The sequence below is a fragment of the Streptomyces toyocaensis genome (assembly GCF_000725125.1).
In the GTDB taxonomy this organism is placed as follows: domain Bacteria; phylum Actinomycetota; class Actinomycetes; order Streptomycetales; family Streptomycetaceae; genus Streptomyces; species Streptomyces toyocaensis.
The window spans coordinates 1-15689 of the sequence record NZ_JFCB01000053.1; the positions used below are offsets into that span (position 1 = coordinate 1).

General features: G+C 73.0%; 9 protein-coding genes. 2 read left to right on the plus strand and 7 right to left on the minus strand.

The window, feature by feature from the left end; translation table 11 throughout:
• Positions 1–177 precede the first annotated feature (177 nt).
• From BU52_RS31615 to glgX, 7 genes are all read right to left on the minus strand, one after another.
• The gene (locus BU52_RS31615; RefSeq protein ID WP_037941043.1) at positions 178–699 is read right to left on the minus strand and encodes a DUF1990 family protein; all 522 of its coding nucleotides are present in this window, start codon (positions 697–699) and stop codon (positions 178–180) included.
• An 82-nt stretch (positions 700–781) separates the two neighbouring features.
• Positions 782–2827 carry a M4 family metallopeptidase gene (locus BU52_RS31620; protein WP_037941045.1) on the minus strand — a complete coding sequence of 682 codons (2046 nt, stop codon included), beginning with the start codon at positions 2825–2827 and terminating at the stop codon, positions 782–784.
• 401 nt (positions 2828–3228) lie between these two features.
• Entirely contained in the window at positions 3229–4992 is a 1764-nt protein-coding gene (locus BU52_RS31625; protein ID WP_037941048.1) for an ABC transporter ATP-binding protein, read from the minus strand.
• Positions 4989–6710 carry an ABC transporter transmembrane domain-containing protein gene (locus BU52_RS31630; RefSeq protein WP_037941051.1) on the minus strand — a complete coding sequence of 574 codons (1722 nt, stop codon included), beginning with the start codon at positions 6708–6710 and terminating at the stop codon, positions 4989–4991. The genes BU52_RS31625 and BU52_RS31630 overlap by 4 nt, the downstream gene beginning before the upstream one ends.
• 34 nt (positions 6711–6744) lie before the next feature.
• A complete protein-coding gene (locus BU52_RS31635) occupies positions 6745–8595 on the minus strand; it encodes an ABC transporter ATP-binding protein (protein ID WP_037941052.1) in 1851 nt (616 codons plus the stop codon).
• Positions 8592–10409 carry an ABC transporter ATP-binding protein gene (locus BU52_RS31640; RefSeq protein WP_037941053.1) on the minus strand — a complete coding sequence of 606 codons (1818 nt, stop codon included), beginning with the start codon at positions 10407–10409 and terminating at the stop codon, positions 8592–8594. The genes BU52_RS31635 and BU52_RS31640 overlap by 4 nt, the downstream gene beginning before the upstream one ends.
• A 125-nt stretch (positions 10410–10534) precedes the next feature.
• A complete protein-coding gene (glgX, locus tag BU52_RS31645) occupies positions 10535–12790 on the minus strand; it encodes a glycogen debranching protein GlgX (RefSeq protein WP_037941055.1) in 2256 nt (751 codons plus the stop codon).
• Between the two features lie 187 nt (positions 12791–12977).
• Between glgX and BU52_RS31650 the strand changes: the two genes are divergently transcribed.
• Together BU52_RS31650 and BU52_RS31655 are read left to right on the plus strand one after the other, a co-directional pair.
• Positions 12978–14204: a L,D-transpeptidase gene (locus tag BU52_RS31650; RefSeq protein ID WP_037941057.1), complete on the plus strand. Its 1227-nt coding sequence runs from the start codon at positions 12978–12980 to the stop codon at positions 14202–14204.
• A gap of 160 nt (positions 14205–14364) precedes the next feature.
• Positions 14365–15609: a L,D-transpeptidase gene (locus BU52_RS31655; RefSeq protein WP_037941058.1), complete on the plus strand. Its 1245-nt coding sequence runs from the start codon at positions 14365–14367 to the stop codon at positions 15607–15609.
• Positions 15610–15689 lie beyond the last annotated feature (80 nt).

Below are 15689 nucleotides of genomic sequence, written 5' to 3' on the forward strand. Positions count from 1 at the left end.
GGCTGTCCGGCGCCGCGGGGGGTGTCCCGCGTGGGCGCCGGCCGTATCCGTGGTGGGGGAGGCCCACCCAGCGGGCCGCGCCCCCGCCACCGCCCGCCCGCGGGCCGCACCGCCGTGGCGCCCGGTGCTCCGGTCCGCGGGCCGCGGAGGGCCGGGGGCGGCGGAGTTCCCGGGGGATCAGTCCGTCGCGATGCCCCGGGTGGCCAGGCGGCGCAGGACCTTGCCGCAGCGACGGGCGTAGGCGTGCTGGAGGCCGCGGGTGGCCGGGCCGCCCGCGCGGGAGTACCAGCGGGCGGGCCTGCTGAACGCCGCGACGGTCAGCCACACCGTTCCGTCGCCCGTACGGTCCACCACGAAGGACTCCTCGCCGCACTCCGGATGCCCGGCCAGCGTGCCGTACGCCCAGCCGGCCCTGCGGTGCTCCTCCACCGACCACACCACCCGGCAGGGCGCCCTGACCACCCCGGCGAGGGTGATGGTGACGTCGACGTCCGGTGCCGCCCGCTCGGCGGAGGCCTCGATGCCGACCCCGAGTTCCCGGTGCAGTTCCCAGGTGAGCAGCGCCTCCGCCGCTTGCCGGAAGACCGCCTCGCCCTCGCCGAGCCGGGTGCGCACCTCCATGGGGTGGAAGCCGGGAGGGCAGAATCCGGGCTCCCGGGTCGCGCCGACGTGGTCGTAGGTGAAGTCCGCCGAAGACATGGGACCCAAGAGTAGGGCGGCGCCCACGCCAGGGAGAAAGGCGGGGCGCCGCTCACTTCACTCGCTTCCACTCGCTCCCGGTCTACGGGAAGGTGAGCTTCCAGCCGTTGATGTAGCCGGTGTCGTACCGCGCCACGTCCTGCACCCGCAGCTTCCAGGTGCCGTTGGCGGTCTCGGAGGAGGCGTTGACCGTGTAGGTCTCGTTGATGTTGTCCGCGGAGCCGCCGGCGCGGTTGCGCAGGTTGTACACCGTGCCGTCCGGGGCCACCAGGTCGACGACCAGGTCACCGCTCCAGGTGTGCACGATGTCCACCGCGACCTGGAGGTTGGAGGGCGCGTTGCCCGTCCGTCCGGAGACGGTGATCGAGGAGGTCACCGCGGAGCCGGCGTCCGGGATCGAGACGTCGGCGGTGTTCTCGAAGGACGTACCGCCACCGCCGCCGTCACCGGAACGCGAGCCGACGTTGATGGCCGCCCACGCGTCCTGCACCGCCTTGTACTCCGCGCTCGACGTGCCGTACAGCTCACCGGTCGCCGCCAGGGTGCCGGTGCGGGCGCCCGCGTAGTTGGTGGTGGAGGTGAACTTCGTGGTCAGCGCGCGGAACCAGATCTTCTCCGCCTTGGCGCGGCCGATGCCGGTGACCGGGAGTCCGTCCGAGGTGGGCGAGTTGTAGGTGACACCGTTGATGGTCTTGGTGCCGCTGCCCTCGCTCAGCAGGTAGAAGAAGTGGTTGGCCGGGCCGGACGAGTAGTGCACGTCGATCGAGCCGATGCCGGAGTACCAGCTGTCCTTGGACGCGCCGTCCCTGCTCGGCTTGTCCATGTAGCGCAGCGGCGTGCCGTCGCCGTTGATGTTGATCTCCTCGCCGATGAGGTAGTCACCGACGTCGGAGGAGTTGTTGGCGTAGAACTCGACGGTCGAGCCGAAGATGTCGCTGGTCGCCTCGTTGAGGCCGCCGGACTCGCCGCTGTAGTTGAGGCCCGCGGTGTTCGAGGTGAGACCGTGGGTCATCTCGTGCGCGGCCACGTCGATCGAGGTCAGCGGGTTGGTGTTGCCCGAGCCGTCGCCGTACGTCATGCAGAAGCAGCTGTCCGACCAGAACGCGTTGACGTAGTTGTTGCCGTAGTGGACCCGGGAGTAGGCGCCCACGCCGTCGCCGCGGATGCCGCTGCGGCCGTGCACGTTCTTGTAGTAGTCCCAGGTCAGCGCGGCCCCGTAGTGGGCGTCGGCGGCGGCCGACTCCAGGTTGGACGGGCTGCCGTTGCCCCAGACGTCGTCGGAGCCGGAGAACAGCGTGCCGGTGCCGGAGGTGCCCCGGTTCAGGTTGTACGTCTTGTGCCCGCCGCGCGCCCCGTCGGTGAGGTTGTACGACGACCCGGACAGCGTGGTGGTCAGGTCGACGGTGCCGCTGTAGACGGTGTGGCCGGTCCCGTTCTGCACGGCCTGCCACTCGTACAGCTTCTCGCCCGTGGTGGCGTCCGTGACGACGTGAAGCTCCTGCGGGGTGCCGTCGTGCTGGAGGCCGCCGACGACCGTCTCGTACGCCACGACCGGCTTGCCCCCGGCCGCCCAGATCACCTTGCGCGGGGCGCGGTCGACGTCGGCGCCCTTGGCCTCCTCGGCCTTCGCCGCGGACAGGGCCTGCTGCTCGGCCTTGGCGGCCGGCACCGTGGCGGTGGTGGTCGCGGGCTTCACCGCGGCCCGGGTGGCCTTCACGACGGAGTCGGCCTCCCCGGCCGTGTCCCCCTGGACGACCAGGTCGCCGCCGAGGACGGGCAGACCGTCGTAGGTGCGCTCGTAGCGGACGTGCACGGTGCCGTCGCGGTCCTTGAGGACGTCGCGGACGACGAGCTTCTCCTTCGCGCCCAGACCGAGGTCCTTGGCGGTCTCGGCCTTGGTGGCGTTCGCCTCGCGGATCAGCGCGGCGCGCTGGGCGGGGGTGAGCCTGACCGACTCGGCACCCGGCTTCGCCTCGCTCGCGGCGGCCGGAGCCTGCTCGGGGGCGGCGACGGCGCTGCCGGACTGCACGGCCGTGGCGATCAGCGCGGCCACCCCGGCGAGGGCGACGGCGGCGGCACGGCGGTGCGTGGTGTGGGGGGTGCGTCTGTGGGACGACCTGGTTCTCAACGCTGACTCCTTCTGCGTGGCCGCGGGTCGCGCGGCCTGGGGAGACCGGCCGGCTGGTGAGCCGCCCGGGCAGAACGGAAGTGCTCTGAGCTGTGGCCGCCGCGCAACGGTGGGGTGACGCTGTGGGGTTGCTGTGGAGCGGCCGTGGGAAGAGTGGCAGGCGACCACGGGTGCTGTCAGGAGCGCGTCAAGACTTTGGCCGGAAATCGTTCGTTGTCCGGGAGTTCGGGTTCGGTATACGAACGGTCAAGCGTGCGGCGCGGACGGCCGAGGGCCGGCCGTCCGCGAGCCGGGACGCGTGACCCGGACGAAACCGGACCCCGCCCGCGGCCCGGGGGGTGGCGCGGCCCGCGGCGGCGACGCTCGGCCGGGGAGCCGGGGTGTCCGCCCCGTTCCGGCGGCTACGGCGCGGTGGCGGGCCGGTCGCCGTGCCAGGACCGCCACAGCGCCGCGTACACCCCGCCCGTGGCCACCAGGTCGTCGTGCGTGCCGAGTTCGGTCAGCCGGCCGTCCTCCATGACGGCCACCCGGTCCGCGTCGTGCGCGGTGTGCAGCCGGTGGGCGACGGCGATGACCGTACGGCCCTCCAGGACGGCGGCCAGCGCACGCTCGGCGTGCCGGGCGGTCGCCGGATCGAGCAGGGCGGTGGCCTCGTCCAGGATCAGCGTGTGCGGATCGGCCAGCACCACGCGCGCCAGGGCCAGTTGCTGCGCCTGCGGGCCGTCGGTGACGTGACCGCCCTCACCCAGCTCCGTGTCCAGCCCCGCAGGCAGCTCCCGCACCCACGCCTCGGCACCGACCACGGCCAGCGCCGCCCACAACTCCTCGTCCCCGGCGGCCGGTTCGGCGATCCGCAGATTGTCGCGGACCGAGCCGAGGAACACGTGGTGCTCCTGGGTGACCAGCACCACCTGCCGCCGCAGCCGCTCCGGGTCCAGACCGGCCACCGGCACCCCGCCCACGGTCACCGTCCCCGCGGTCGGCGCGTCCACGCCCGCCAGCAGCCTGCTCAGCGTGGTCTTGCCCGCACCGGACGGCCCGACCATCGCCAGCCGCTCACCCGGTGTCACGGTCAGGTCGACCCCGCGCAGCACCTCGCCGCCCCCGTCGTAGGCGTAGCGCACGCCGGTCACGTCGATGCGGTCACCGGCCGGATCCGGGCTGTCGCCCCGCTCCGCCGTGCGCGGAGCCCGGGCCAGCCCCTCCACCCGGGCGAACGAGGCACCGCTGCTCTGCAACTGCTCCAGCCGCATCAGCACCTCGTCCAGCGGGCCGCTCAGCTGCAGCAGGTACAGGGAGGTCGCCACCACCGCCCCGAGGCTCACCGCGCCCTCCTGGTGGAGCCATCCGCCGAGCAGCAGCACACCGGCCACCGGCACGATGTACGACGCCTCGACCACCGGGAAGAACACCGTGCGCAGGAACAGCGTGTGGAACCGGGTGCGCCGGGAGGTCTCCAGCGCGTCCCGGCTCGCCCGGATCCGCCGTTCCCCGAGCCGGAAGGCCTCCACCGTGCGGGCGCCCGACGCCGTCGCCGCGACGATCTCCGCCACGTCCGAGTTCGCGGCGCCCTCAGCGAGATAGGCGTCGCGGGCCCGGCGCAGGTACCAGCGCAGCACGAGCCAGATCGGCGTCAGCCCGAGCAGCCCGAGGACCCCCAGCAGCGGGTCCACCACCAGCACCGCGACCATCACGAACAGCGACTGCACCGCGTTGACCAGCAGCGCGGGACCGGCGTCGCGCAGCGTCGTGCCCACGGCGGTCACGTCCGCCGTGCCCCGCGCCGTCAGGTCACCCGTGCCCGCCCGCTCCACCACCGACGAGGGCAGCGCCAGCGCCCGGTCCACGAACCGCTCCCGCACCCGGGCCAGCGTCCGCTCCCCGAACCGGTGCCCCACGTACCGGGCCCAGCGGGCCAGCAGCAGCTGCGTGACGGCGCACAGCAGGATCACCGGCGCCAGCCGGTCCACCACCGCCACGCCGCCCCCGCCGCGCACCTCGTCGATGATCCGCCCCAGCAGCCAGGGCCCGGCCAGTCCCGCCACGGCCGCCAGCCCGTTCAGGGCCAGTACGCCGGCGAAGGCACGCCCGTCCGCCCGCACCAGTTCCGCGGCGGCCCGGCGCACATCGGCCGGCTCGGCGAGGGGAAGCCGCTCCCCGCTCATCCCACGACCTCCTCGGAGACGGTCTCGTCGGCGTCCCTGGCCACCAGCTCGCGGTAGCGGGGCTCCGTGTCGAGCAGTTCACGGTGGCTGCCGCTCGCCACCACCCTGCCGTCGACCAGGAAGTGCACCAGGTCGACCCGGTCGAGGACCAGCGGCGAGGTGGTGGCCAGCACGGTCGTGCGTCCCTCGCGGGCCGCGCGCAGCCGGGCGGCGGCGGTGGCCTCGGTGTGCGCGTCGAGGGCCGAGGTCGGCTCGACGGCCAGCAGCACCTCCGGGTCGGCCAGCAAGGCCCGTGCCAGCCGCACCCGTTGCCGCTGACCGCCGGACAGACTGCGTCCCTGGGCGGACACGGTCGAGCCGAGTCCGCCGGGCAGACCCTGCACGATGTCGTCGGCGGCGGCCGCGTGCAGCGCGCGCAGCACCTCCTCGTCGGACGGCTCCCCGCGCCCGGCCACCACCTCCCGCAGCGGACCGGCGAACAGATCGGCCTCCGGGTCGGCGACCAGGATCCTCTCCCGCACCCGTGCGAGCGCGATCCCGTCCAGCCGGACCCCGCCCCAGGTCGCGTCCGACGGCGCGTAACGCCCCAGCCGGTCCACCACGGCGAGCGCGTCCGCGGGCCGCGCGGCGGTGAGCGCGGTCAGCCGGCCCGGCAGCACCCGCACACCGGACTCCGGGTCGTACAGCACGGAGGGCCCGGCCGGAGCGTCGGCGGTGGCGTCGTCGGCCGGCGGTTCCAGCCGCAGCAGCGCCGCCACCCGCCGGGCGGCCACCACACCCCGGCTCAGCTGGTAGCCGCACTCGATGAGGAACATCACCGGCCACACCAGGACGGCGACGTAGCCGTACACCGACACCAGCTCACCCACGCTGATCTGGCCCTGCGCCGCCAGCCGCGCCGCGATCCAGGTCACCCCCGCGAGGAACAGCGCCGGCAGTCCCGCGGCGAGCGCCTGCATCCAGCTCGTCACCGCCCCGACCCGGTAGCCCTGCGCCCTCAGCCGGGCGGAGTCCCGGCGGAACGCGTCGGCGACCAGGCTCTTCCCGCCGAGCCCGCTCAGCACCCGCAGCCCGCCCGCCAGATCACCGATCCGGGCGGTCAGCACGCCCTGGCGCTCCCGGTACTCCGTCTCCGTGCCCTGCAAGCGCCCCGCCAGCGGCCCCACGGCGAGACCGATCACCGGCACACCGAGCAGCACCACCACCGCCAGCAACGGCGACACGGACAGCAGCAGCCCCGCCACCACCGCATACGCCACGACCGCGCCGATCCCCGGCCCGACGGCCGTGAGCGACGTCGCGATCAGCTGCACGTCGCCCACCCCGATGGTGACGACCTCCCCGGCCCCCGTCCGCCGCTCCAGAGAGGCACCCAGCCGCACCGTGTGCCCCACGACCACCTTCACCGTGCGGAAGTTGGCGTCCATCCGCACCCGCGTCATGGTGCGGTGCCGCATGATGCTCAGCCAGGAGTTGAACCCGTGCACCACGAACAGGGCCCCGGTCCAGAGCGCCAGCGCCCCCATGTCACCCGGTTCGAGACCGTCGTCCACCGCCCGGGACATCAGGTACGGCGTCGCCGCCAGCAGCACCATCCACACACTGCCGAACACCGCCCCCGCCGCGCACCGCCCCGGCTGCCGCAGCACCAGCCACCACAGATACCGGGCCCCGCCCCGGCAGTCGGGCGTGCCGGGATCCTCGTACGCGTCGATCATCCGCTCGACCCTCCCCTGTCGCCTGCCCGCCCCGTTACGCCAGACTGTCCCGCCAGGCCCGGTGCAGGTCCGCGAACCTGCCCGTGCGGTCGACGAGTTCGGCCGGGCTGCCGTCCTCCACGATGCGCCCGTGCTCCATGACCAGCACCCGGTCCGCGATCTCCACCGTCGACAGCCGGTGCGCGATCACCACCGCCGTACGGCCCTTCAGCACCGTCGCCATCGCGCGCTGCACCGCCCGTTCGCCGGGGATGTCCAGGGAGCTGGTCGCCTCGTCCAGGATGAGGACCGCCGGGTCGGCCAGCAACGCCCTCGCGAATGCCACCAGTTGACGCTGACCCGCCGAGATGCGCCCGCCCCGCTTGCGGACGTCGGTGTCGTAGCCGTCGGGGAGGGCGGCGATGAAGTCGTGCGCGCCGATCTCCTTCGCCGCCTGCTCGATCTCCTCCCGGGTGGCGTCCGGCCGCCCGATGGCGATGTTCTCGGCGACCGTTCCGGAGAACAGGAACGCCTCCTGCGTCACCATCACCACCTCGCGCCGCAGATCGCCTCCCGTCAGCTCGCGCAGGTCCACGCCGTCGAGCAGCACCCGGCCGTCGGAGGGGTCGTAGAACCGGGCGAGCAGCTTGGCCAGCGTCGACTTGCCCGCGCCGGTCGAGCCGACGACCGCGACGGTCTGCCCGGCCGGAAGGGTGAGGTCGAAGCGGGGGAGCACCTCGCCGCCGCTGCGGTACGCGAACCGGACGTCGTCGAAGACGACGTCGCGGCCGGGAAGTCCCGCGCGCCGCCCGGGAAGCTCCCGGGGCGCCGACGGCTCGGGGACGGAGGGGGTCTGCGCCAGCAGGCCGGCGATCTTCTCCAGGGACGCCGCCGCCGACTGGGCGGAGTTGAGGAACATGCCGAGGCGGTCGATCGGGTCGTACAGCCGCCGCAGGTACAGCACGGCCGCCGCCAGCACGCCGAGCTCCAGCGACCCGTCCGCCACTCGGTAGGCACCCCACAGCACGACCAGCGCGACGGTGGTGTTGGCGGTGATCCGGGAGCCGACGACGTAACGGGCCATCTCCAGCAGCGCGTCGCCGTTGGTCCGCTCGTGCCGCCGGTTCAGCACCGCGAAGTCCGCGTCGTTCACCGCCTCCCGGCGGAAGGCGCGCACCGGCCGGATGCCGTTCATCGTCTCGACGAACTTCACGATCACCGCGGCGATGGCCGTCGACCGCTTCCGGTACACCCGTCCCGCCCGCCGCCGGTACGACCGCACGAGCAGGTACAGCGGCACGAAGGACGCCACCGCCCCCGCGCCCAGCCCCAGGTCCAGCCAGAGCAGCAGGACCGAGATGTAGACGGCCGACAGGACGACCATCACCAGTTCCTGCAGGCCCTCCTCCAGCAGCTCGCGCAGCGACTCGACGTCGGTGGTGGAGCGGGAGATGAGCCGGCCCGAGGTGTAGCGCTCGTGGAAGTCGACGCTGAGTTCCTGCGCGTGGCGGAAGATGCGGCCGCGCAGGTCGAGCAGCACGTCCTGGCTGACCCGGGCGGAGGCGCCGACGAACGCGTACTGCAGCGCGCCGGCCGCCGTCGCGCAGAGCAGGTAACCCACCGCCACCGCGATCAGCGGCCCGTTGTCGTCGCCGCGGAACGCGGGTACGGCCCGGTCGATCGCGTACGCCACCAGCAGCGGTCCGGCCTGCACCGCGGCCTGCTGGAGCAGCAGCAGCAGCGCGGTGACGGCGACCCTGCCCCGCAGGGGGGCCAGCAGGGAACGCAGCAGCGTGCCGGTGGCGCCCGGGGGAGTGGGGAGCCGGTCCTGGTCGAAGGGGTCGCCGGACGCCGGCTCCCGGTCGTCGTCCTCGTCCCGGACGGGTGCGGTGGTGGCCGCCGTCATCGCTGGTCCTCCTCTTCCCCCGCCGGGGCGCCGGACATGAGGTGGGCGTACTCGGGGCTGGTGCGCAGCAGCTCGTGATGCGTGCCGACCGCGGTGATCCGGCCGCCGGAGAGCAGGGCGACCCGGTCGGCCAGCAGGACCGTGGAGGGGCGGTGCGCCACGATGAGGGCCGTGGTGTCCGCGAGCACCCGGCGCAGGGCGGCCTCCACGGCCGCCTCGGTGTGGACGTCGAGCGCGGACAGGGGATCGTCCAGGACCAGGAAGTCGGGGCGTCCGACCACGGCGCGGGCCAGGGCGAGTCGCTGCCGCTGTCCGCCGGAGAGGCTGAGTCCCTGTTCGCCGACCTGGGTGTCCACGCCCCGGGGCAGCGCGTGCGCGAAGTCGGCCTGCGCGACGGCGAGCGCCCGGCCGAGGTCCTCCTCGCCGGCGCCGCCGCCCATCAGCACGTTCTCCCCGACGCTCGCCGAGAAGAGGGTGGGTTCCTCGAAGGCGACGGCGACGCGGGAGCGCAGCTCCTCGCGGGACATCTCGGCGATGTCCGTGCCGCCCAGGGTGATGCGCCCCTCGGTGACCTCGTGCAGCCGGGGCACGAGTGCGGTGAGCGTGGTCTTGCCGCTGCCGGTGGCACCGACCAGGGCGAGCGACTCACCGGGGCGGATGTGCAGGTCGATGCGGCGCAGTACGGGGGTCGAGCCCTCAGGCGCGTCGGGGTAGCGGAAGCTGACGTTCTCGAACCGCAGGCCTTCGGTGCTCCCGGCGCCGGCCGGGGGGCCGGTGCGCCGCTCGGCGCCACGGGGTGCCGCCGCGTCGGCCGGGCCCGACTCCGGCTGGGCGTCCATCACCTCGAAGTAGCGTTCCGTGGCCGTCGCCGCCTCCTGGCTCATCGCCAGCAGGAACCCGATCGAGTCCACCGGCCAGCGCAGCGCCAGTGCCGTGGACAGGAACGCCACCAACGTCCCCGCGGACAGCGACCCGTCGGCCACCTGCACGGCCCCCAGCACCAGCGCCGCGCCGATGGCGAGCTCGGGCAGCGTCACGATGACGCCCAGGATCGTCGCCAGCAGCCGCGCCTTGTGCAGCTCCGTCCCCCGCAGCTTCCCCGACAGCTCCCGGAACGCCCGCGCCTGACTGCGGTGCCGTCCGAAGCCCTTGATGATGCGGATGCCGAGCACACTCTCCTCGACGACCGTCGTCAGGTCACCCACCTGGTCCTGCGCCCGCCGCGCCGCCCCGGAGTACCGCTTCTCGAAGACCACGCATGTGATCAGCACCGGCACGGCCGGCACCAGGATGACCAGCCCCAGCGTCCAGTCCTGTATCAGCATGATGATCACACCGACGAGGATCGTCACACCGTTGACCAGAAGGAACGTCAACGGGAAGGCGAGGAACATCCGCAGCAGCATCAGATCCGTGGTGGCCCGGGACAGCAACTGCCCCGACGGCCACCGGTCGTGGAAGGCCACCGGGAGCCGCTGCAGGTGCCGGTACAGATCCGCCCGCATCTCCGCCTCGACGTGCGACAGCGGACGCGCCACCAGCCACCGCCGGAACCCGAACAGCGCGGCCTCCGCCAGCCCGAGCAGCAGCAGGTACAGCGCGCCCAGCCACACCCCCGCCGGGTCCCGGTCGGCGATCGGGCCGTCCACCATCCACTTCAGGACGAGCGGGATGACCAGCCCGATGCAGGAGGCGACGATCGCGATGAACGCCGCGGTGGACAACCGCGCCCGCACGGGCCGCACATACGGCCACAGCCGCAGCAGCGAACGCACGGCGGAGCGGGATTCCGGGGGAGAGGGTGTCGTGGGCATCAGCAGCGAGCCTACGGTTCACCACTGACACTGCCCACCGAGTTTTGTGCCGATGCCGGTCCGAGCGCAACGGCCGACCTGCCGGTCCCCCCACGTCCTCGGCTGACCGCGGCCCCGGCGGCGGGTCAGCTCCGCACCCGCAGCAGCAGCACCGACCGGGCCGGCACCGTGATCCGCGTCCCCGCGCGGTGCTCCACGTCCGGTGCCCGGTCCTGCTCCTCCCGCGCGGTGTCCACGACCACCTCGTACCGCTCGGCCCACGGCGGACCAGGCAGCTCGAACTCCACCGCACCTTCCCCGGCGTGCAGGACGGCCAGGAAGCTGTCGTCGAGGATTTGCGCCCCTTGCTCGTCACGCCCCGGGATGTCCCGTCCGGAGAGGTACATGCCGAGCGTGGCGGCCGGGGCGTACCAGTCGCCCTCGGTCATCTCCCCGCCCTGCGGGGTGAACCACGCCAGGTCGCGCAGCCCGTCCGCGGAGTGCGGCCGGCCGGAGAAGAAGGCGCGGCGGCGCAGCACCGGGTGCCGGTGGCGCAGGGCGATCAGACGGGAGGTCAGCTCGAACACGGGCCGCCAGTCCGGGTCGTCCACCAGGGTCCAGTCGACCCAGCCGATCTCGTTGTCCTGGCAGTAGGCGTTGTTGTTGCCGCGCTGGGTGCGGCCCATCTCGTCCCCGGCGACCAGCATCGGCACACCCGTCGACAGCAGCAGCGTGGTCAGCAGGTTCCGCACCTGCCGCCGCCGCAGGTTCCGTATGTCCTCGTCCTCCGTCTCCCCTTCCGCGCCGCAGTTCCAGGACCGGTTGCCGTCCGTGCCGTCCCGGTTGCCCTCGCCGTTCGCCTCGTTGTGCTTGCGCCCGTACGACACCAGGTCGCGCAGGGTGAACCCGTCGTGCGCGGTGATGAAGTTGACCGAGGCGTACGGCCGGCGCCCGCCCCACGCGTACAGGTCGCTCGACCCGGACAGCCGGTACCCCATCTCCCGCACGTCCGGCAGCGCGTGCCGCCAGTAGTCCCGCACGGCGTCGCGGTACCGGTCGTTCCACTCCGTCCACAGCGGGGGGAACGCGCCCACCTGGTAGCCCCCGGAGCCGACGTCCCACGGCTCCGCGATCAGCTTCACCCGGCGCAGCACCGGATCCTGCGCGATCACCGCGAGGAACGGGGAGAGCATGTCGACGTCGTGCATCGAGCGGGCCAGCGCCGCCGCCAGGTCGAAGCGGAAGCCGTCGACGCCCATCTCCGTCACCCAGTAGCGCAGCGAGTCCGTGATCAGCCGCAGTACGTGCGGCTGGACTACGTGCAGGGTGTTGCCGCAGCCGGTGTAGTCGGCGTATCTGCGCGCGTCGGGCTGGAGGCGGTAGTAGCCGCGGTTGTCGATGCCCTTCAGGGAGAGCGTGGGGCCCAGTTCGCCCGCCTCGGCGGTGTGGTTGTAGACGACGTCGAGGATCACCTCGACACCGGCCGCGTGCAGGGCCCTCACCATCCGCTTGAACTCGCCGACCTGCTGCCCGGTCGTCCCGGAGGCCGCGTAACCGGCGTGCGGGGCGAAGTAGCCGATCGAGTTGTAGCCCCAGTAGTTGCGCAGTCCCCGCCGCAGCAGGTGGTCCTCGTGCGCGAACTGGTGCACCGGCAGCAGCTCCACGGCCGTCACGCCCAGCTTCACCAGGTGCTCGACCGCGGCGGGGTGCGCGAGACCGGCGTACGTGCCGCGCAGCTCCTCGGGGATGTCCGGGTGCCGCCGCGTGAAGCCCCTGACGTGCAGCTCGTAGATCACCGAGTCCGCCCACGGCGTCTTCGGCCGGTGGTCGTCCGCCCAGTCGTCGTCGTCGTGGACGACCACGCCCTTGGGGACGTACGGCGCGGAGTCCCGGTCGTCGCGCACGGTGTCCGCGACGTGCTGCTCGGGCCAGTCGCGGACGTGGCCGTACACCTCCGGCGGCAGGGCGAAGTCCCCGTCCACCGCGCGGGCGTACGGATCCAGCAGCAGCTTCGCCGGATTCCAGCGGGCGCCGGTCCACGGGTCCCAGCGGCCGTGCACCCGGTAGCCGTAGCGCTGCCCGGGCAGCACGCCCGGCACGAATCCGTGCCAGATCCCGTGCGTCAGCTCGGTGAGCCGGGCGCGGCTCTCCCTGCCCTGCTCGTCGAACAGGCACAGTTCGACGCCCTCCGCACCGCCCGCCCACAGCGCGAAGTTGGTCCCCGCCACCCCGTCCGGGCCGGTCCGGAACCGGGCGCCCAGCGGTGTCGGCCGGCCCGGCCGCACGGTCACCGTGGGCCGGGGCGGCCGGGCCGGCCGCGCGCCGTTCACGACGACGGCCGGGCCCCCGTCCCCGGTGGCCCGCTCTCCGGCCACCGCCTCCTGCTCGGCTGCGCTGGACACCTGTCAGCCTCCCGCGGCTCGTGGGGGACGGCGGCGGACAGGGGTGCACGGCCCGTCCATCGGCCCGGCCGTGGCTCCCCGGCGCGTCGTCCTCCCACTGTTCTGCCCACACCGTGCCTCGCACTCACGTTTCCCCGGGGGGCGGCATGGTCGTTTCCCGGAGGCCAGGGCCGTCGTTGGGCACCCCGTGAGGCACGTACAAGGGCGCGCACGGCGCGCGAGGGCCGCGCTGGCCGTCGTAGTGACATGGGCAGGACTGCTGACCGGAGCCGCCGGGTGTACCGCGGACGGCCCCGTCGCCGGGGCGTTCGGGCCCCCGGGCCGCGGAGACGTCATCCGGGTCGTGCCGGACGACGGCAGCAAGGACGTACGCCCCGGCTCCCCCCTGCGGGTGGGGGTGCCGGACGGGCGGCTGGAGTCGGTGAGGGCCGTCGTGTCACAGGACGCCCGGGAGTCGCCGGTCCCCGGGCGGATCTCCGCCGACGGGCTGACCTGGAAGCCCGACGACGAACGGCTGGCGCTGGCCGCGAAGTACACCGTCGACGCGGTGGCCGTGGACGGCGAAGGCCGCCGTTCGGCCCGGCACACCACGTTCACCACGTATGTCCCGGAGGAACGCTTCATCGGCTACGTCGCCCCCGAGGACCGCTCCACCGTCGGCACCGGCATGATCGTCTCCCTGGAGTTCAACCGGAAGATCGCGCACCGCGCGGCCGTCGAACGCGCCGTCCGCGTCACCGCCCGTCCGGCCGTGGAGATCCGCCCGCACTGGTTCGGCGACTCCCGGCTGGACTTCCGCCCCGAGCACTACTGGAAACCGGGCACCAAGGTCACCGTCGACCTGAACCTGCGCGACGTCGAGGGAGCGCCCGGCGTCTACGGTCTCCAGCGGCGCACCTTCACCTTCACCGTCGGCCGCAGCCAGGTCTCGGTGGTGGACGCCGCCCGGCACACCATGCGGGTGCGGCGGGACGGTGAGCTGCTGACCACCGTGCCGATCACGGCGGGGGCACGGAAGACGCCCACGTACAACGGCAAGATGGTGATCACCGAGATGCTCGAGGTCACCCGCATGAACAGCCGCACGGTCGGCTTCGGCGGCGAGTACGACATCCCCGACGTCCCGCACGCCATCCGCCTGACCAGCTCCGGCACGTTCCTGCACGGCAACTACTGGGCCGAGCCCGACGTCTTCGGCAGCAGCAACGTCAGCCACGGCTGTGTCGGCCTGCGCGACGTGAAGGGCGGCGGCGCGGACACCCCGGCGGGCTGGTTCTTCGACCGCAGCCTGGTCGGTGACGTCGTGGAGGTCGTCAACAGCAAGGACAAGAAGGTCGCCCCGGACAACGGCCTCGGCGGCTGGAACATGAACTGGAAGGAATGGAAGGCGGGCGGCGCGGTGAAGCGGCCCTGACCTCGACCCTCGGGCGGGCCGTTGAATTTGGAACGGAACGGTGACAGAACCGCCGCCTCGAACGCCTCTGACCTCTGGTTACCATGCGCCGAATGCGCGAGGGGCGCGCGGGGGCGCGGGGCCGGCCGTCAGGGGCCGGGTCCGCCGAGGGGAGAAACAAGTGAACGTGGGGCCGATATCGGGGGCGTCGGGCGGAGCGCGGGGGCGAGGCGGCAGGAAGCTCGCGGCGCTGGCACTCGGCCTGATGCTGGCGGTCACCGCCTGCGGCGGCGGTTCGGAGCCGGGATCCGGCTCGGGCGACGGCAAGGGGAAGGGCAAGGACTCCACCGCTGCCGCGAGCAGGCAGTCCGAGGCCGTCGTCAGCATCACGCCCGGGGACGGCGCGAAGTCCGTCGAGACCAGCGGCGCGCTGAAGGTGAGCGTGAGCAAGGGCAAGCTCACCGAGGTCGTCGTCAAGGATCCGGACGGCGACAGGGTCGACGGGGAGATGTCCGGCGACGGCGCCACCTGGACGCCGTCCACCCACCTGGCCGCCTCCACCACCTACACGGTGCACGCGGTCGCCAAGGACTCCGAGGGCCGCACCGCCGCGGAGGACTCCGGCTTCACCACGCTGACGCCGAGGAACACCTTCATCGGCACCTTCACGCCCGAGGACGGCTCCGAGGTCGGTGTCGGTATGCCGTTCTCGGTGCGTTTCACCCGGGGCATCACCCACCCGGAGGACGTCGAGAAGGCCATCCGCATCACCACCGAGCCGGCCGTCGAGGTGGAGGGCCACTGGTTCGGCAACGACCGCCTGGACTTCCGCCCCGAGAAGTACTGGAAGCCCGGCACCGAGGTCACCGTCGACCTCAACCTCGACGGCGTCGAGGGCCGTGACGGCGTCTACGGCGAGCAGGACAAGACCGTCTCCTTCACCATCGGCCGCGAGCAGGTCTCCGTCGTCGACGCGAAGAAGCTCACGATGAAGGTCCAGCGGGACGGCAAGGTCGTCAGGACCATCCCCGTCACCACCGGCGCGCCCGGCTACGAGACCTGGAACGGCAAGATGGTCATCACCGAGAAGCTGACGGTGACCCGGATGAACGGTGACACGGTCGGCTACGGCGGCGAGTACGACATCAAGGACGTCCCGCACGCCATGCGCCTGTCCACCTCCGGCACCTTCATCCACGGCAACTACTGGGGCGGCGACGCCTTCGGCAACCGCAACGCCAGCCACGGCTGCGTCGGCCTGCGCGACGTCCGCGGCGGCTGGGACAAGGGGACGCCGGCCGCCTGGTTCTTCAACAACTCCCTGATCGGTGACGTCGTGGAGGTCAAGAACTCCAACGACGCCACCATCGCCCCGGACAACGGCCTCAACGGCTGGAACATGTCCTGGGAGAAGTGGAAGGCCTAGCCCCTGCGCGCGACGCCTCCGGCCCCGGTGCGAAGTACCGCACCGGGGCCGCACCCGTCGGTCACCGTGGCCGTGTGACC

Excerpts from the sequence above, each read along its gene's own strand:
- BU52_RS31640 (WP_037941053.1), bottom strand. The coding sequence starts at position 10,409 with ATGCCCACGACACCCTCTCCCCCGGAATCCCGCTCCGCCGTGCGTTCG.
- BU52_RS31625 (WP_037941048.1), bottom strand. The coding sequence starts at position 4,992 with ATGAGCGGGGAGCGGCTTCCCCTCGCCGAGCCGGCCGATGTGCGCCGG.
- BU52_RS31635 (WP_037941052.1), bottom strand. The coding sequence starts at position 8,595 with ATGACGGCGGCCACCACCGCACCCGTCCGGGACGAGGACGACGACCGG.
- BU52_RS31615 (WP_037941043.1), bottom strand. The coding sequence starts at position 699 with ATGTCTTCGGCGGACTTCACCTACGACCACGTCGGCGCGACCCGGGAG.
- BU52_RS31630 (WP_037941051.1), bottom strand. The coding sequence starts at position 6,710 with ATGATCGACGCGTACGAGGATCCCGGCACGCCCGACTGCCGGGGCGGG.